Annotated in this window: 16 protein-coding genes and 1 other RNA gene; 4 read left to right on the forward strand and 13 right to left on the reverse strand. The window is 45.6% G+C overall.

The window, feature by feature from the left end; all coding sequences use genetic code 11:
• On the reverse strand, positions 1-870 hold the full coding sequence (gene ispE / locus G632_RS0104310; RefSeq protein ID WP_022767804.1) for a 4-(cytidine 5'-diphospho)-2-C-methyl-D-erythritol kinase: 870 nt from the start codon (positions 868-870) through the stop codon (positions 1-3).
• 231 nt (positions 871-1,101) lie between these two features.
• On the opposite strand from ispE, the gene G632_RS0104315 reads away from it, so the two are divergent.
• Positions 1,102-1,725: a hypothetical protein gene (locus G632_RS0104315; RefSeq protein WP_022767805.1), complete on the forward strand. Its 624-nt coding sequence runs from the start codon at positions 1,102-1,104 to the stop codon at positions 1,723-1,725.
• Between the two features lie 62 nt (positions 1,726-1,787).
• Here the strand turns inward: G632_RS0104315 and G632_RS0104320 are convergent, their stop codons facing one another.
• Genes G632_RS0104320 through G632_RS0104330 form a run of 3 tightly spaced genes read right to left on the reverse strand, consistent with a single transcriptional unit; the run spans position 1,788 to position 4,813 of the window.
• Positions 1,788-2,687, reverse strand: a complete 900-nt coding sequence (locus G632_RS0104320) for a dihydroorotate dehydrogenase (protein ID WP_022767806.1) — start codon at positions 2,685-2,687, stop codon at positions 1,788-1,790.
• Between the two features lie 17 nt (positions 2,688-2,704).
• Positions 2,705-3,496, reverse strand: a complete 792-nt coding sequence (locus G632_RS0104325; protein WP_022767807.1) for a dihydroorotate dehydrogenase electron transfer subunit — start codon at positions 3,494-3,496, stop codon at positions 2,705-2,707.
• Positions 3,497-3,505: 9 nt separating this feature from the next.
• Positions 3,506-4,813 (reverse strand): dihydroorotase, encoded by a 1,308-nt coding sequence (locus tag G632_RS0104330; RefSeq protein WP_022767808.1) that lies wholly within the window; start codon positions 4,811-4,813, stop codon positions 3,506-3,508.
• 118 nt (positions 4,814-4,931) lie between these two features.
• Here G632_RS0104330 and G632_RS0104335 point away from each other — a divergent pair, with 118 nt between their 5' ends.
• Positions 4,932-5,669 (forward strand): lysophospholipid acyltransferase family protein, encoded by a 738-nt coding sequence (locus G632_RS0104335; RefSeq protein ID WP_022767809.1) that lies wholly within the window; start codon positions 4,932-4,934, stop codon positions 5,667-5,669.
• A 70-nt stretch (positions 5,670-5,739) separates the two neighbouring features.
• Here the strand turns inward: G632_RS0104335 and G632_RS0104340 are convergent, their stop codons facing one another.
• The 7 genes from G632_RS0104340 to tadA all read right to left on the reverse strand — a co-directional run bounded on the left by G632_RS0104340 (position 5,740) and on the right by tadA (position 15,417).
• Positions 5,740-6,936, reverse strand: coding sequence for a D-alanine--D-alanine ligase family protein (locus G632_RS0104340; RefSeq protein WP_022767810.1), 1,197 nt, complete (start codon positions 6,934-6,936; stop codon positions 5,740-5,742).
• Between the two features lie 33 nt (positions 6,937-6,969).
• A complete protein-coding gene (locus G632_RS0104345) occupies positions 6,970-8,589 on the reverse strand; it encodes a Mur ligase family protein (RefSeq protein ID WP_022767811.1) in 1,620 nt (539 codons plus the stop codon).
• 13 nt (positions 8,590-8,602) lie between these two features.
• The gene (locus G632_RS0104350; RefSeq protein ID WP_022767812.1) at positions 8,603-9,397 is read right to left on the reverse strand and encodes an alpha/beta fold hydrolase; all 795 of its coding nucleotides are present in this window, start codon (positions 9,395-9,397) and stop codon (positions 8,603-8,605) included.
• A gap of 27 nt (positions 9,398-9,424) precedes the next feature.
• Positions 9,425-10,966 (reverse strand): glycoside hydrolase family 9 protein, encoded by a 1,542-nt coding sequence (locus G632_RS0104355; RefSeq protein ID WP_081647067.1) that lies wholly within the window; start codon positions 10,964-10,966, stop codon positions 9,425-9,427.
• A gap of 4 nt (positions 10,967-10,970) precedes the next feature.
• A complete protein-coding gene (locus G632_RS0104360) occupies positions 10,971-13,262 on the reverse strand; it encodes a hydratase (RefSeq protein WP_022767814.1) in 2,292 nt (763 codons plus the stop codon).
• A gap of 96 nt (positions 13,263-13,358) precedes the next feature.
• Entirely contained in the window at positions 13,359-14,903 is a 1,545-nt protein-coding gene (locus tag G632_RS0104365; RefSeq protein WP_022767815.1) for an ABC transporter substrate-binding protein, read from the reverse strand.
• Entirely contained in the window at positions 14,896-15,417 is a 522-nt protein-coding gene (tadA, locus tag G632_RS0104370; RefSeq protein ID WP_022767816.1) for a tRNA adenosine(34) deaminase TadA, read from the reverse strand. The genes G632_RS0104365 and tadA overlap by 8 nt, the downstream gene beginning before the upstream one ends.
• A 94-nt stretch (positions 15,418-15,511) precedes the next feature.
• Here tadA and G632_RS0104375 point away from each other — a divergent pair, with 94 nt between their 5' ends.
• Together G632_RS0104375 and ffs are read left to right on the forward strand one after the other, a co-directional pair.
• The gene (locus G632_RS0104375; RefSeq protein WP_022764778.1) at positions 15,512-15,913 is read left to right on the forward strand and encodes an RrF2 family transcriptional regulator; all 402 of its coding nucleotides are present in this window, start codon (positions 15,512-15,514) and stop codon (positions 15,911-15,913) included.
• A 7-nt stretch (positions 15,914-15,920) separates the two neighbouring features.
• Positions 15,921-16,129, forward strand: an RNA gene (ffs, locus tag G632_RS21680) — signal recognition particle sRNA large type.
• 9 nt (positions 16,130-16,138) lie between these two features.
• Here ffs and G632_RS0104380 read toward each other — a convergent pair.
• A complete protein-coding gene (locus tag G632_RS0104380; RefSeq protein WP_022767817.1) occupies positions 16,139-17,227 on the reverse strand; it encodes a PucR family transcriptional regulator in 1,089 nt (362 codons plus the stop codon).
• A gap of 124 nt (positions 17,228-17,351) precedes the next feature.
• On the reverse strand, positions 17,352-18,461 hold the full coding sequence (locus tag G632_RS0104385; protein WP_022767818.1) for an ABC transporter ATP-binding protein: 1,110 nt from the start codon (positions 18,459-18,461) through the stop codon (positions 17,352-17,354).
• Positions 18,462-18,572 lie beyond the last annotated feature (111 nt).

An 18,572-nucleotide genomic window follows, 5' to 3' on the forward strand; every position in this document is an offset into this window, starting at 1 on the left:
TCATTTGCCGGGGTTAATTGGCTTTGTTAAAAAGAGCTCCGGAGCAAGGCCGGATTTTTTGACCGCCTCATAACCTTTTCTGGCATCTTCTTCTCTCTCGTAAACAGCAAAAACAGTTGGACCGCTTCCTGTCATAAAAGCCCTTACGGCTCCGTTATCTTCAAGGACTCTCTCTATATCCTTGATAACGCTGTACTTACCTGTTGTTACAGGCTCAAGTACGTTATGTATCTTATCGCACATTCCTCTGACATCACCCTCTTCTATGGCCTTCCTGATACCATCTATATCAGGGTGTTTTTCAATAACATTGCTATCAAGCTCTGTATATACCCAGCCTGTCGAAACAGCTATAGCAGGCTTTGCAACCACAAGATAGAATTCCGGGGCATCCTTAAGAACGGTAAGTTCTTCTCCGATTCCCTCCGACAGAGCCGTTCCTCCAATGATGCAGTATGGAATGTCCGCTCCCAGCTTAACAGCTCTTTTGCACAGCTCCTCTTTGGAAAGCCCGAGATTCCACAGCTCATTCAATGCGAGATACGCTGCTGCTCCGTCGGTGCTTCCTCCCGCCATACCTGCCGCCACGGGAATTCTCTTTTCCAAAGTGATATTTACGCCGGCCTTAATACCAAATTCCTCTTTCAGCTGATTTGCCACCTTGCAGATAAGGTTGCTTCCATCCGTCGGAATGGTCTCGGAATTAGCCTTAAGGGTTATCTCCCCTCCGGCATTATCCTCGAAAGTCAGTGTGTCATATATGTCTACGTTCTGCATTATCATCTTCACCAGATGATAGCCGTCATCTCTTTTCCCTATTACATCAAGTCCCAGGTTTATCTTGGCATAAGCTTTTCTGGTTATCTTCATCTTACGAATCCGCTCCCCTACTGGTAATTTGCAAAAGAAATCTCTACATCCCCCGCTACTTCACATCTTCTCACCATCCATAATCCATTACAAGAAAAAAAATACAAAAAAAATGAAAAATTTTTATTTCAGGGGTTAAGTTTTTCAAAAAATAGCCGATAGTCAGAATAGGTAAACTATAGTTTCGTTTCAGCGCGGTATTAGCTAACCTGTGCGGAAAAGGAGTTCTATATGGGCGTAAACGGAGTTACCGAGGTTACTAACAACATCGCAACGACCTATACTTCAACCGTTAATTCTCCTGTCGAAGACAAGAAGAAAGACAAAGAGGTAGAGGTCAAAAAAGAAGCGGCTGCCGTATACGAGAAATCCGAGGAAAATTCAAGTACCTCCAAGGTTTCATCGAAAGAGACAGACAGAACCAAGATCATTCAACAGCTGAAAGCAGATGATGCGCTTCGCCAACAGCAGCTTTTGGACATCGTCCACAAGATGATGGGCAAGCAGGCCAAGACCTATGGCATTGCAAACAGCGAAAATGATGAGGATTCTATCTGGAAATTCCTTGCAAAGGGTGATTTCACAGTAGACGCAGCTACCAAGGCGCAGGCGCAGGAAGACATTTCAGAAAATGGCTATTGGGGCGTTAAACAGACCTCAGAGCGTATTCTTGATTTTGCCAAGGCGCTTGCAGGAGACGATCCTGAAAAGCTCGAGAAGATGAGATCTGCATTTGAAAAGGGATACAAACAGGCCGAAAAGACCTGGGGTGGAGAGCTCCCTGATATTTCAAAACAGACCTTTGACGCCGTTATGAAAGGTTTCGACGAGCTCGCAGGGAAAGTAGAAACTTAATACCGTTGCTAGTAACACAAAAGAGGAAGTGCCGTAAAAAGCTCTTCCTCTTTTTCCTTTTATCACAGTATTTTTCTAAGTTCGTTTATGTCCTCTACGCCGTACTGCTTCATGTAATTCTCGATTCCCTCTATCACATGAATTGTTGCGTAAGGGTCATGGAAGTTCATGGCTCCCACTGCCACAGCACTTGCTCCTGCCATGATAAACTCGATGGCATCATCTCCTGTGGCTATTCCACCCATTCCGATAACCGGGATATCTACCGCATGAGATGCCTCGTAGACCATCCTTACGGCAACAGGCTTGATGGCAGGGCCTGAAAGACCGCCTGTTCTGTTTGCCAGAGCAAACTTTCTTCTGTGAATATCTATCTTCATTCCCGTAATAGTGTTTATAAGTGATATCGCATCCGCACCTGCTGCCTCTGCAGCCTTTGCCATCTCTGAAATACTGGTGACATTGGGGCTGAGCTTCATGATCACAGGCTGCTTTGCGTGTTTTTTGATCTCGGTGGTTATTTCAGTAAGGGCCTTGGCATTCTGTCCAAATGCAATGGCACCTTCCTTAACGTTAGGGCAGGAGACATTGATCTCAAGCATATCCACATGCTCGTCCGATAATCTCTCTACCACATCAACATAGTCCTGAATGCTTTTTCCGCATACGTTGACGATCACCTTTGTGTCATACCCTTTCAGGAACTCAAGATCTCTTTTGACAAAGGTCTCGATTCCCGGGTTCTGAAGTCCTATGGCATTTAGCATTCCGCCGTAAACTTCCGCAACTCTCGGTGTCGGGTTTCCCTCCCAGGGCACGTTAGCTACGCCCTTGGTAACCACAGCACCAAGTCTGTTCAGATCAACAAAATCAGAATATTCCATGCCGGATCCGAAGGTTCCCGATGCAGTCATCACAGGGTTCTTGAATTCAACGCCGGCTATATTAACAGAAAGTTTCAAAGCTTCACCTCCAACTATCACATATCAAGATCGTCAGCATCAAACACAGGTCCGTCGGTACAGATCCTTGTATTCTTAACCTGTGAGTGCTCATCGATCTCTTTTGTCTTACAGATACATCCAAGGCAGGCTCCAACGCCGCAGGCCATTCTCTCTTCCAAAGAAACATAAGCCTTCATGCCATTCTCTGAAGCATAAGCCTTGATGGCTCTAAGCATCGGCATTGGTCCGCAGGCATAGATCACATCTGCTACAAGACCGTTTTCCTTAATAGCATCAATGACATTCCCTTTGGTTCCGATACTGCCATCCTCTGTGGCAATGACAAGCTCTGCTGCCTTCTCAAAATCGTCACGTAGGAAAGTCTCGGCGTTCCTGTATCCCATTACGCAGGTCACAGATGCTGCCTTACCTGCAGCCTTTAGCTCTTTTGCTGTCTGAAGAAGAGGCGGAACTCCGATTCCTCCGCCCATCAGAAGAACTCTTTTGCCCTCTGCCTTATCAAGCGGAAAGCCGTTTCCCAAAACGCCCAGAATACTGATGTAGTCCCCGGGCTGATAGAGCGCAAACTCAGCAGTTCCCTGGCCTACTACTCTGTACACCAGCCTGATGGCACGCCTTGCACCATCAACCTCGCAGATGCTTATTGGTCTTGGAAGAAGTGTTGCCTTGCCTGCGGGATACACTCCCACAAACTGCCCGGGATGGGCATCGGCTGCCATCTCCGTCTCAAGCCACATGTCATAGATTCCGTCGGCTAATAGCCTCTGGGAGAGGACTTTTGCCTCTGTTTTCATTTTCTTTGCCATATATCCACCTCAATCAGCTTTATATACTATTTGTCCCCTGCAGATGGTAAAGAATATCTTGCCTGGGAGCCTCTCTCCAAGAAACGGTGTATTCGATGCCTTGGAAAAACTCTTGTCAAACACCCACTCCTCATCGGGGTTAAAGATTATCAGATCCGCATTATCACCAACTCTTATGGCTCCTGCCTCAAGCCCGTACAGAGCCGCCGGCTTGGCACTCATGCTAGATAGAAGTTCCATAAGGCTAAGATGCCCGGGCTTTACCAGTTCCCTGATGCCCAGTGCCAGCGAGGTCTCAAGTCCTGTGATTCCGCTGGGCGCCTCCTTAAAGCTCTTTTCCTTCTCCTCTTTGGAGTGTGGCGCGTGATCCGTCGCGATCATATCTATGGTTCCGTCCCTCAGACCTTCGATTATCGCCTGTCTGTCGCTCTCAAGGCGAAGTGGCGGATTCATCTTGGCCAGGGTGCCGTGTTTTCTTACCGCATCCTCAGTCAGCGTAAAGTGGTGTGGAGTTGCCTCCGCAAAGACCTTGACCCACTCTCTTCTGGCCTGTCTTATAAGTTCCACCGATTCAGCTGCGCTTATGTGCTGCACAACTATTGTGGCGCCGGTCTTTCTGGCTATTTCGATATCTCTTTTGACCATGGAGATCTCGGCTTCCCTGGAAGATCCAGTAAGGCCTAGCTCCTTGGCCACCTCTCCGGCGTTGATCCCGTTTTCTGAAATATATGAAGGATCCTCCTCATGGAGGCTTATTACTCTGTCAAGCTCTGCCGCCTTTACGCATGCCCTCTCCATCAGCGCTTCATCCATAATGGGCTTACCGTCATCGGTGAAAAGAACTGCTCCCGCCTCTTTAAGTTCTTCCATCGGCACAAGCTCTTTTCCCTCCATGTTCATGGTGACGTTGCCACAGGTGTAGACGTTGATGCCGGTCTTACTGCCACGCTCCAGCACGTCCTTTATTGTAGCCACGTTATCCATGTGGGGATTGGTGTTGCCCATCATTATGACGCTGGTAAAGCCGCCCTTGGCTGCTGCCCTAGCACCGGTTTCGATGTCTTCTTTATAAGTGAATCCGGGATCTCTGAAATGGACGTGACCGTCCACAAGTCCCGGAGCCACAATACATCCTCCGGCATCTATCTCTGTATAGTCGTCGCCTGCCTCCATCATGGAAGCGCTCTCTCTTGCTATCTCATCAAGACTGCCACACAGTCCTATCCTAACGATCTTCTCTTTATCTATGAGGATGTCAAAAACACCCTCTGTCTCAGTAGCAGGATCCATGATCCTTCCGTTCTTTATCAGCAGCATGCATGCCTCCTTCGTGGTACGCTCTTATATACTTTAACATAAAACGAGAAATCTATTCCATTTTTGCGCCACTCATGAGAAAATAATAACGGAAATTTTCTAAGAAAGGCTCAAATAAATGATTCGTACAATAATTATTTTTATATTTCTGTTTTTTTTCCTGATTGTCTCACTGCCAATGCAGCTGGTGCTCTTTATCATGCACAAGTTCAATGACGACAAGGCAAGGAAAGCTTCCCTGGCAATTGTCAGCTGGGCATTCAACGTGATACTGTTCCTTGGCGGCATTAAGCGCATTGTCATCGGTGAGGACAACGTTCCCAAGGATGAGGCAGTTCTTTATGTCAGCAACCACCGCAGTATCTTTGATATCGTTGTCACCTACCCAAGAGTTCCGAGACGCACAGGCTATATCGCCAAGCAGGAATCCATGAAGCTCCCTGTTATCAGCTTCTGGATGGTATATCTCGACTGTCTTTTCCTCGACAGGTCAGATATCAGAAAGGGACTTGAGATGGTGCTTACAGCCATCGACAAGGTCAAGAACGGCATTTCAATCTTCATCTATCCTGAAGGCACCAGGAACAAAACAGATAAGCCCCTGGGCGAGTTTCACAAAGGAAGCTTTAAGATTGCTCAGAAGTCCGGCTGTCCCATCGTTCCCGTAGTTGTCAACCACACCAGAGACTGCTTTGAGAACCACATGCCCTGGATCAAAAAGACCACGGTTGTCATTGAGTACTGCGAGCCCATCAGGATAAAAGAGCTTGAGAAAGAAGACCAGAAGAACATCGACCAGTACGTTAAGAACATTATCGAACAGACTTATATCAAAAACGAAAACCTGGAAATCTGATAAATCAGGATATACAGACATAGAAAACCGCTTTGCATCTCCCGTAAAGGTGATACAAAGCGGTTTTTGTTTACATTTTGCTGCCCTTGGCGCCTCCGCCAAGCTTAACTCCCTCAAGAACGTTGGTCTCAAAGGAATATACAACCTTGTGATTTTCTCTGTCTGCCTTAAGAGCCAGCTGGATCATGTTGTCTAAAAGGTGCTCATACTTCATTCCAAGAGGCTCCCAGAGGTAGAATGCAAGGGATCCCGGAATGGTGTTGATCTCGTTAAGGTATACCTCATTGGTATCCATATCGATCATGAAGTCGATTCTTGATACTCCTGAGCATCCAAGAGCAATAAAGGCATCAACAGCCATCTTTCTGATCTTGTCTCTCATTTCTGAAGTGATGTCTGCAGGGATCTTTCTCTTAAGAGAAGCCATTCCCTTAGAGCCGCTACTCTTAGCTCCGCCCTTGGAGCCACTGATATATTTATCTTCAAATGAAAGGATCTCGTCTGAGTTTACAGGCTCCTCACACTCGGAAGCCTCTGCTGATTCATAATCACCAAGAACTGAGCAGTTGATCTCCTTAAGGTTTGTGATAGCACGCTCAACAAGGATCTTCTTGGAGAACTCAAAGCCAAGGTCAAGAGCCTCTAAAAGCTCGTCCCTGTCCTTGGCAACCTTGATACCGATACTGGAACCAAGGTTCAATGGCTTAATGATAACGGGATATGTAAAGCCTGACTCAATCTTTGAAACAAGGCTGTCAACATCCTCGTAGTCCTTCCAGGTGTAGCACTTGCAGTCAAGAACAGGAATTCCGCTGTCCTTAAGAACTGTCTTCATTACGTACTTGTTCATTCCTACTGCTGATGAGAGAACATCGCAGCCAACAACGGGAAGTCCCATTGTAGCCAGGTATCCCTGAAGTGTTCCATCCTCAACATTGGTTCCGTGAACAATTGGGAATGCAACATCAACAGTTGAGATGACGTTGTTTCCGAACTTCTTCATAGGGTATCTCATGAGAGAAACCTTATCTCCCTCCTTAACAAAGATAACCTGAGTGCTCTTTGCAAGAAGTTCTTTGATGTGGGTGTACTCCTCGATGTTTCCGATGGAGTCTCCAACATAGAAGTCATTGTTCTTGGTCATATAAACAGGGATAACATCATACTTTTCTTTGTTGATATATCCGATTGCCTGAATTGCTGAGATGATTGATATCTCATGCTCTGTACTTTTTCCGCCAAATAATACTGCTACCTTCAGCTTCATTTTGTTCCTTCTTTCATCTTACATACTAAAAATTTACTTATAGTTATCCGGAAGATCATTCTCAAGTAGTATAACCTTTTCTCTGCCTGCGTCAAGTTCATACATTAAAGCGCTGGCTTCAGTAAAGGTATTCTTAATGAAAATCTTCTCGGGGTCAAAGCCCGCATCAACTGCACCCTTCTTGATATCAGCACTGTTTACCGATCCAACAAGGATCATGTAATCGCAGACTTCTGCTGCCTGTGCGCCGAATGCAGTGTTGTACTCTTTTGATTTATCTCCCAGTTCAACCATACCGGGTGTAACCAGGATCTTGACGCAATCCTCAAAGAGCGAAAGTGTTTTAAGAGCAACCTTGGCTCCGTTTGGATTGGCGTTGTAAGCATCATCAAGGATTGATACATTGCCGTGCTTTGTCAGCTCAAGTCTGTGAGGAACCGACTGAAGACGTCTTACTGCCATCTTAAGCTTGGTCATCGAAATTCCGAGAGAGTTTGCACAGGCAATTGCTCCAAGGATGTTCTGTACGTTGTGCTCGCCCACAAGCCTTGTGTTAAATTCTGCGCTCTCTCCTTTTGGAGAAGTTACTGTAAAGGTTGTTCCTCCACCTGTGACCTTAACGTTTGTTGCTCTGTAATCGCAATCCTCAGACATACCATAAGTAATGGCATCTGAGTACTTCATGTTTTCTCTTATAACTTCATTGTCGTAGTTTACAAACTTAAGGTGTTTGCCTTCCTGTTTCCCGCCTTCTGCCTTCTCTTTTTCATCAACGGCATCAAGAAGTTCGTACTTGGTGCTGATGATATTCTCCATTGAATGGAAGGTCTCAAGGTGCTGAGGGCCTATAGATGTGACAATTCCGTCATCAGGATGAACGATATCCGTGATCTCTTTTATATCATGAAGATGTCTTGCGCCCATCTCACAGACGAAGATCTCGTGAGTCGGCTGCATATGCTCTCTTATGGTCCTGACTATACCCATCGGAGTATTGTAGCTCTCGGGAGTCATGAGAACTCTGAAGCCTTCTGATAAAAGAGTGGTCAGATAGTACTTAACGCTGGTCTTGCCGTAGCTTCCGGTGATACCTATAATACGAAGTCCCTCGTGCTCATTCAGAATCCTCTTGGCATCGTCTATGTACCACTTGCTGATCCTCTTCTCAATAGGCTTGTTGATAAGGTTTGCAAGAGCAGTGATAAAAGGAATAAGTCCGCAGTAGAACACCATTCCAAAGATTGCAAAGAACATTGCGTTGGTAGAATCTGCGCCGGAGCTTATTGCTACCAGATAAGGCACCAGTGAAAAGATAAGTGCAAGCACTACGTAGGTCACAAACAGTCTCTTTACTCTGTCGGTCACTACAAACTTTTTCTTGGCCTTTCTGGGAATGCTTGCAATTATAAGTCCGATAAGGATCGGGCAGATGGCGATTGCAGCCACAAGCTGAATCCCTTTTGGGACCTCAAAAATCGGGAACGCCAAAAGTACACTTACGATAAACAACAGATGAAATAAAGGCTTAACCCAGTTACCTCTGAGGAACCTGAAGTACCCCTGAAACTGGTAGCTGGAAAGCTGCAGCATATGTGTATAAAATCTGAGAGCCAAAATCGCCAGGCATATAAGCGGCAACATAATAATGATCATTTAAAACTGCTCCTTACATTTCGATTCCAAGGAAGCTTCCAAGGATCTTGTAGAAAAGATACGGGTTATCAAGGAATGAATAGTGTCCGGCGCCTTCAATAACAGCAAGGCCTGCTTCGGGCATCTCTTTTTCCATCTTCTGTCCGTCGGATAAAGGAGTTGCTGTATCCTTATCTCCCCAGATCAGAAGCGCCGGCATTGTTACTGACGGCATATAGGGAACCAGATCCTCGTTCACTACCTTTACAAGACTCTGCCTCATAACGGGAGATGCTGCTGCGTAGTCCGCACTTCCGAATTTCTTCTGAAGAGCATCAATTGTTCCGGGGAAAGCCTTGGCAATTCCGGTCTTGGTCAGGATATTCTTATAAAACTTGTATCTCTTTGTTCTCTTGTTCTGGCCCTCTGTCTTAACCGGCTTAACTCCGGCAGCATCAGTAAGCACAATCTTGGGAATCGTAAATCCAGCGCTGAGCCTTCCGTCCTTAAGTCCCGATGCGAGCTTGATGATGATCCTTCCTCCCATGGAGTGTCCAAGGAAGATGATCTCTTTCTCCTCGGGATAAAGAGTCCTAATAAACTCCAGAACAAAGTCCACATAATCATCCACATTCATGGACTCTGCCGGCTCATCACTCTTACCAAAGCCGGGCATATCCATGGCTACAACATGGTACTTCTTCTTAGCGAAATTTATGACACCCTTAAAGAGCTCAATGTTGGAGCCCCAGCCGTGAAGCATTATAAGAAGTGGCCCGTTTCCCTCGTCTATATAGTTGATATTTAATCCATTAATTGTTGTATTCATGACCCATCCATATTAACACCAGTGGCGTTACTTTTCCAGTACACTCAGCATAAAAATCAGCATCGAATCGCTCCTTGGATCGCCTGCGATTCCAGCCTTGCCGGCCATCTGGTATGTTCTCTCTGTATCCGTTGTCACGTAGTTGATGGCATCCGGGTTTCTGCCCATAAGGAAATGTGCATGATCCTCGATTATGGTAGTGTACTCATAGTTGTAAATAATGTGGTCCGTGATAGTAAGACACATCATGTCCCTGAGCATCTTATCAAAGTTGTCCTTATTTCCAAGGTCCGTCACCAGATAGGTGGACTTCGATGCCCGCGATGCAATCTTCTCAGACTTCTTCATCAGAGCTTTCATGAGAATCCTGCACTCCTCCACATCAACAGCATGATTGATGGACAGATACGTCACACCTCCGATAAACACATTATCATCTGTGGCAAAGAGCTCAAGGAAATCATCGCTCTGGAAATATGCATTTAAAACTTCGTTGTAAGCTTCTGCCCCCGTAGCTCTGTAAAGCTGTGCTGCTGCCTTGAATGCCGCCGTGTTATCCATGGCTTTCTGATTGTTTAAATAACAGCTGTAGGCTCTGTCGGCTGCCTTAAGGCAGGTTGTGGCAAACTCCGCATCATACTGCTGATAGGTGTAGCTGAATCTCGCCATCATTGAGGCAAAAGAGATTGTGGCCTCCATAGACACCGGTGTCACAATTACCGGTGTATTGATGGCTTCTCCACCTCTTACCGGGTCCGTGAGCGCCGCTGCATACTCGCCTCCGGTCCTTGAATCCTGCATCTTTAAGAGCCACTCCACTTCGTACTTAACTTCGTCGAGAATATCGGGAATCCCATTTCCGCTCTCCGGAATACCCATCTCATCCGTAAAGGCAGAGGGGTTCATCTCAAAGGCAAGAAGGAGATTCTCTGCAATGTTGCTTCCAAGGGCTGTGTCTCTTCCTGCTGACTCATCCATGTGCCAGCCGCCGGTTACATCAATCTCCGTAGAAGGATCCTCCTGAAGGTGCGCCGGCTGCGTGTGACAGGCGCTGTGGGTATTATCCCCGGCGTAGTTCTCCGAAAGGGCAATTCCGCATCTGTTAATGTAATACTTCTTACACGCCTTGTTAAACACGTCCTTAAAGGCATTTTCACTTATGGTAAAAGAGTATGACTCTCCCACTACATCTGCGCTGACAAAATAGCTTCCTTCTTCCTTGAGATCTGTGAAGTAGCCCAAGCTGTCATACTCATCAAGTTCTTCGTTATATACAGATTTTAATATCTCTCCGGAAAAGACCTTTTTGCCGCTCTCAAGTTCATAGACCCCGAAGGTTTTTGGCAGGTCTTCTCCCCTGAAAACAACTGCCTTTTCTGATCCCAGGCTATATCCCACCTGGTCCACCATTATTCCGGGAATCTGCTGCGGAGCTTCGTAGTCTACTAAAGAAGTGGCACTGCCCGAGACTTCAGAAACCTCCGTTGTCATTTCAGCAGAAGAAGCGCCGCAGCCTGCGACGCTTCCCAAGATTGTCATTGTTAATAATGATGTCACTACTTTTTTCATACTATTATTTTACGCGGTTGAAGTTTATAAGACAACCGTCGAGGATTATCTGTCTCTCATCATCTGTGAGATTACCAAGCTTTAATGAGAACTCCTCAAGTTTACCATCCTTTACAGCAAAGGCCTTGATGTCATCGCTCTTTTCGGCTACTGCTGTTCTGATACCGGGAAGGAAGATGTAATCCTTATTCTTAAATGGCAGCTCGCCTTCCTTGATAATGAATGGAAGCATACCCCAGTTGATAAGGTTTGATCTGTAACGCTTTGTAGCGTATTCGTTGGCCACGTTAGCCCAGCCTCCGAGTACCTTCTGGCAAGATGCAGCCTGTTCTCTTGCTGATCCGTCACCGGGCTTAACAGCAAAGATAGTTGATCCAAAGCCAAGGTTTGAATTGTTGACGTCAGGGAACTGTCCTGTGATCGCATCCATTACGCCCTTAAGTTCGCCCCATGCACTGATTGGATCGCCGCCCTCTGTCAATGCTTCCTGGGCTGCCCTGATCTCTTTTGCCAGGCCTACATAATTAGGATCCTTTCTTGAGAGTGTAAACTCTGCAAGACCAAGAGGATTGGATCTGTAGGATGAAGTCTCACCTGAAGGGATGAGCTCATCTGTTGTTGTAACGGGATCATGGATCTCTGATACAACCCTGAGCACAAGGTTCTCAGGAAGTGCACTCATCTTGGGCCAGTCCTTGATGTTGGGACCAAGAACCAGTTCTACAGAAGGATCAGCCTTGCCCTGTGAATCAAATACTCTGTTCTTATAAATAGCACTGTCAAAGTGGTATTTGTACTTATTAAGCTCTCCGTCAAACTCAGTTGCAGGAGTAAGAACGCCCTGATTAGCTGCTGTTGCTGCGATTGAACGTGCATCCATAAGTGCAACGGAAGCAACCTGTCCGTTCTGAACCTTAGAACCTTCTCTGTTCGGGAAGTTTCTTGTGGAGTGCCTGATACTGAAGGCGTTGTTGGCAGGTGTATCTCCTGCGCCAAAGCAAGGTCCGCAGAAGGCTGTCTTAAGGATCGCACCGGTCTCAAGAATAGTAGCTGCTGCTCCGTTCTTGACGATCTCCATGTAGATAGGTGTTGATGCAGGATATACGCTTAAGGTGAACTTGTCATTTCCAATGAAGTGTCCCTTAAGAATGTCAGCTGCAGCACAGATATTCTCAAATCCGCCGCCGGCACAGCCTGCAATGATTCCCTGATCAACCATGAGCTTGCCGTTCTTTATCTTGTTCATCAGTGAATACTCTATCTTATCGCCAAAGCTAACCTTAGCTCTCTTCTCAACATCAGCTAAGATGTCAGCAGCATTGGCATTGACCTCAGCAATCTCATATACATTACTTGGATGGAAAGGCATAGCGATCATAGGATTAAGTGAATCCAGATCAACCTTAACAAGGCCGTCGTAATATGCAACCTTACCGGGCTTAAGTTCCTTGTAATCGCCGCTTCTTCCGTGGATGTCGTAGAACTCTTTTATCTCATCATCAGTTTCCCAGATAGATGTAAGACATGTTGTCTCAGTAGTCATAACATCTACGCCGATACGGAAATCTGCGCTGAGGTTCTTGACACCGGGTCCTACGAATTCCATAACTTTATTCTTAACATATCCGTCGCCGAATACCTTACCGATAATGGCAAGAGCAACGTCCTGAGGACCTACTCCCTTCTTCGGCGCACCCTCAAGGTAAATAGCAACAACTCCGGGCATATCAACATCATAGGTCTGGCAAAGAAGCTGCTTAACAAGCTCAGGTCCGCCTTCACCGATAGCCATGGTACCAAGTGCACCGTATCTGGTGTGGGAGTCTGATCCAAGGATCATTCCGCCGCCGGTTGCCATCATCTCTCTTGCATACTGATGAATGACAGCCTGATGAGGTGGTACATAAACTCCGCCGTACTTCTGAGCTGCTGTAAGACCAAAGACATGGTCGTCCTCATTGATGGTACCACCTACTGCGCAAAGTGAGTTGTGGCAGTTGGTGAGCACATATGGAATGGGGAACTTCTCAAGGCCTGATGCCCTGGCAGTCTGAATAATACCAACATAAGTGATATCGTGTGAAGCAAGCTTATCAAACTTGATGCAGAGCTTGTCCATATTGTCAGATGTGTTGTGCTCTTTTAAAATTCCGTAAGCAATTGTGTTCTTCTTGGCGTTTCCGATCTCGCCCTCTGTAACGCCCATAGAGGCCAGTGCAGCCTTAGCTTCGTTGTCATCAGGAATAACAGTGCTTCCGTTTACAAGGTAGCATCCCTTATCCAGTGTGGTTACCATCGCGATTCCTCCTAACCTTTTTATCCGCTATACATGTATACAATTATCCATAGCCACCATTTTAACATTAATCCCGGGGACTGTGTAGGATGTTTTTTACTGTGCGTTATAAATTCTCTGAATCTGACCGGTTATCCTCTCAAAGCCGACTTTCATAAGCTCTGCTCTGAATTCCGCGACTTTCTTTTCCGGTGATTCACTGTACTGGCCCGTTGCAATCTGCGGAATATACTTATCAAATACTTCCACAATCGGTCCCAGCTGTGCATTTATCTGAGGTGTGGAAAAAGGTACTCCGTCCCATGGATAATCGACAGCCACATGTTCATAGCTGTCCACCAGAGAGTAGTATTCATCCCACGAGTAGCCTGAATCCGGGATCTCATACTCATCCCTTCTGCCCCACCAGAAATTCGTGACAATGCCATCCTTACTCTCGTTATATCCACTGGGCTTTTCAAGTCTTCCATCCGGAGTCAGTTCGTATTGAACGCCCTCTATGCCGAACCTCAGAAGTCTGTAACACTCCTCGTCGTTCCTTAGCATATCGTAGACCATCAGCGCTCTCTCTGGATTCTTGGACCTTGCAGAAACAGCCATCGCTCCGTGGAGATTACTGACCCTCATCAGTGTTCCGCTCTCCCTGCCAAACCAGTAGAATCCCAGCTTCACCTCGGGCATTGAAAGCTTCATGGATGGTTCTATTATCGTATAGTAGTTCTGAGTGTGATGCTGTATTACAGAAGTCTCTCCTCTGTAAAACTCCTCCTCATTATCACCTGCCAGTGTAAGATTTTGTCTCCATACTCCAAGCTCATTCCACTCTTTCATGAGCCTTGCATATTCTATTAGTTCATTGCCGGTGTAGTAGGGAGAAATGATCTTGCCCTTGTGATCAAGGTCTTCTCCCCATATTCCGTAGGTGGTAAGCTCGTAGATAGGCACATATCTTTTGGTTGACATGAGATATCCCAAAGTAGCTATGCCACTGTTTCCGTTGTTATCCCATGGAATCATATCCGGATGATTGGCCACAACGCTCCTGAAGTATGTATCAAGATCATCCCAGGAAGCAACTTCAGAAAGCCCCGCTTCCTCAGCAAGGTCTTTTCTATAAACAAAGCCATGATTGGTCCACTGAGTATATTCGTTTTCAGGGATCAGATAGATGTTTCCGTCATAGCTGCCATCCTGCCACTGTGACTTTGTGACATTGGTGTAGGTGATGCCACAGTATTCTCTTAGCATATCCTCAGAAAGAGGCATGAAATTTCCGTTTATTATGTTGGGCCAGGCGTCGAGCCAGTCAGTTCCCGTCGCAACAAGATCAATGGAAATATCATCAGAGCTTACGGCTCTGTTATAGTTTCTGAGATAATCATTCCAACCGACGTAAAAGATATCCAGCTTAGCGTTAAGCCTTTTGACCAGTATTTTGTTCAGCTTCTCTATGGCCTCTTCGGTCCTTCCATTTGTCGGCTTATCTCCAATAGTCAGATAGGTGATGGTGACAGGATCTTCTCCAAAATCAATTTCATCTGCTGCCTTGCTGTGCAGATAATGACCTTTTTCCTCTGCTCCGCAGGCAACGAGCCCCAGCATCGTTATGACAAGTAGAATTGCTGCAATTCTCTTACTCACAGGTGTTACCTTTCTGCTCTTTTTCAGCCTTATTCCTTGCTCTCAGTTCCACGAAAAATTCTTTTAAAAGAGCGCTGCACTCTTCCTTCAGAACGCCTTTTTTAACCTTGACCTGATGGTTAAACTCAGGGTTATTTAAAATATCCATGACAGATCCGGCGCATCCTGCCTTGGGATTCTCGGCAGCCATGATAACCTCCGGGATTCTGGCCTGAACTATGGCTCCGGAGCACATCTGGCAGGGCTCTAGGGTAACATAGAGTTTACACCCTTCCAGCCTCCAGTCCTTCATAAACTTGCCGGCCTTTTTGATGGCTGTTATCTCAGCATGGGCAAGAGGAGTTTTGTCAGTGTTTCTCCTGTTGTATCCTCTTCCTATGATCTTGTCCTCATAGACAATTACACAGCCTATGGGCACTTCCCCCAGCGCATATGCCTTTTTTGCCTGAGAAAGGGCTGCCTTCATATATTTAATATCTTTTTTCTCTTCTTCTGTTAACGTAACTCTATTCATAAATCATACTAAAATGGTAGAAATTCCCAAATCTTTTTGCTATTATGTTTTTACGACTTCACATTTATTATATGTTTTTTAACTGAGGTACACAATGAAGATATCCACAAAAGGCAGATACGCCTTAAAGGTAATGACTGATCTTGCACTCCACAACGACGGAGAATATATTGCATTAAAAGATATAGCTGCTCGCCAGAACATAGCGGTCAAATACACAGAACAGATTGTCTCTGTCCTTGGAAAAGCAGGCTATGTTGAAAGTATGCGAGGAGTAAGCGGAGGCCACAGACTTGCCAAGGCTCCCAGTGAATATGTTATAGGTGATATCCTGCGAACGATGGAAGGCCAGCTGGCTCCGGTGGGATGCACTGCGGACATAAAGGGCACCACCTGCCCCATGTCAGAGAGCTGCTCCACTGTATCCTTCTGGAGAGGTCTTGATAAAGTCATCAACGAATATGTTGACAGCTTTACCCTGCAGGATTTGATTTGACATTAGACTGAAAAATAAGTATATTAGTATAGCGGTTTTGTAAAGGGTGTATGTAGCAGTCCTTCCGTGCTTAAGCGGGTCTTATGCAATGGAAATCTGCGAACCGTGTCAGGTCGGGAACGAAGCAGCACTAAGTAGAACCTTTCATGTGTTGTAAGGTCGCCTACTTAGGCCGAAAGTAAACGTGCATGCATCCTTTACAAGGCCGCTTTTCTTTTCTCTGTTTTATTTTTTGCTTTCTAAATATCTCATGTAGCTGACAACCATCATGGCAATCTTGAATGTCAGCGCATCATCGAATTTCCTCACATCAAGTCCACAGCTCTTTTCAAGCTTCTCAATCCTGTAGACAAGAGTGTTTCTGTGTACAAAGAGCTGTCTGGAAGTCTCAGACACATTGAGGTTATTCTCAAAGAACATATTTACGGTATTTAAGGTCTCTTCATCAATTTCCTCGGGAACCTCGCGTCCACCGAAAATCTCATCTATAAAGAGCTTGCAGAGGCTCTCCGGAAGCTGATAGATCAGCCTTCCTATTCCAAGTGTGTTATAGGCATTAACTCTCTTTTCAGCATAGAAGATCCTGCCGACTTCAAGGGCCATCTTAGCTTCCTTAAAGGACTTACTTAAGTCTTTAAGCTCTTCAACGATTGCTCCGTAGGATACGCGTACGTTGAGCATGGCCTCTGTATTCATCATATCTACAATAGTTGTGGAAATTCTCTGAACGTCATCATAAGTCTGGTTCTTCTGAAGGGTCTTTATCAGGATGACGCTGTTCTCATCAACTGCGGTAACAAAGTCTCCCGAGTGAGTTCCGAACATTCCGCCCAAAAGCTCCTGGGCTGTGTTATCTCTGGCACTTCCTGTCTCCACAAGGATGATAACTCTTGGCGCATTTACTTCGATCTTGAGCTTTCTTGCTCTATTATATACGTCGATCAGGAGCATATTGTCCAAAAGCAGATTCTGGAAAAAGTTGTTCCTGTCAAATTTTTCTTTATAGGCCACAATAAGGCTCTGAAGCTGACTTACACCGATCTTGCCCACCATATAGGCGTGCTCGGAATCGCCCTTTGCAAGAAGTACATATGCCGGTTCTGTCTCATCAAGGATCTTGAAAAGATGGACGTCTCCGATTACCTGGGAATCAACAGGTGAATGGGCAAAACTCGTCACTATCGAAACATCAAGAAAATCTCTGTCGCTGGTAGATGCAACTTCTGAGCCGTTTAAATCCATTACACAAAGCTCAACCTTAGTAATGGCGCTAAGTTCCTCAATACTGCTTTTAATAATCTGTGAAGAAATCATACTTATAACCCCTTTCAACAGTGAAAAACCCTCTATATTCTGAGTATAACACGCATTTGCCCAATTCACAAAACAGGCGAATAAAAAAGAGCTGCGCCAAAAGCGCAGCTCTTAAAACTTCATATTAGTTTGTGATTGCGAGCTCTGTTTCCTTATCAAAGATATGGATCTTCTCAACATCAAATGCAAACTTAACCTTGTCGCCAGGTCTTGCTGTTGTACGAGAATCAACTCTTGCTGTGATAGGGAACTCAGCGAGATCGAAGTACAGATAAACTTCTGCACCAAGAAGCTCGTATACGTTGATTGTTGACTCGAATACAGCCTTAGATGTGCTAACAACCATCTCTGAATCATCAACATCCTCAGGACGGATACCGAATGTAACGGTCTTTCCAGCGTAGCCACCATCGATAACCTTCTTAGCCTTTGCAGGTGGAAGCTCGATTGACTGTCCAGCAATCTTGAGGGAAGCCTTGTCGCCGTTTACTTCTACTTCTGCATCAAGGAAGTTCATCTGAGGTGATCCCATGAATCCAGCAACGAAGAGGTTGCCTGGCTTGTCATAGAGGTTCTGAGGTGTATCTACCTGCTGAACAACACCATCCTTCATAACTACGATTCTTGTACCAAGAGTCATAGCCTCTGTCTGGTCATGTGTTACGTAGATGATTGTTGTGCCAAGTCTCTGGTGAAGCTTAGCGATCTCTGTTCTCATCTGTACACGGAGCTTAGCATCAAGGTTTGAAAGAGGCTCGTCCATAAGGAATACCTTAGGGTTACGAACGATAGCACGTCCCATAGCAACACGCTGTCTCTGTCCACCTGAAAGAGCCTTAGGCTTACGATCAAGGAGCTTCTCAAGATCAAGGATCTTAGCAGCATCTCTAACCATCTTGTCGATCTCTGCCTTAGGAACCTTACGAAGCTTAAGGCCGAATGCCATGTTATCATATACAGTCATGTGTGGATACAGAGCGTAGTTCTGGAATACCATGGCGATATCTCTGTCCTTAGGCTCTACGTCGTTAACTACTCTGTCACCGATCTTAAGTGTTCCTGAAGAGATATCCTCAAGTCCAGCGATCATACGAAGTGTAGTAGACTTTCCACATCCTGAAGGTCCTACGAAAATGATAAATTCTTTATCCTCGATATTAAGGTTGAAATCTTTAACAGCCTCGAAACCGTTAGGATAAACTTTAGTTACATGCTCAAGTGATAAACTTGCCATACCGATTAATCCTCCTATTTGTATAAAGCTTTTTGCCTATGTAAGAAAGTATATATTCCCCATTGTTTATTGGCTATTCACCAATTTCACAAATATTTTATTTTTCCTTAG

Source organism: Butyrivibrio sp. NC2007 (genome assembly GCF_000421405.1).
In the GTDB taxonomy this organism is placed as follows: Bacteria; Bacillota; Clostridia; order Lachnospirales; family Lachnospiraceae; genus Butyrivibrio.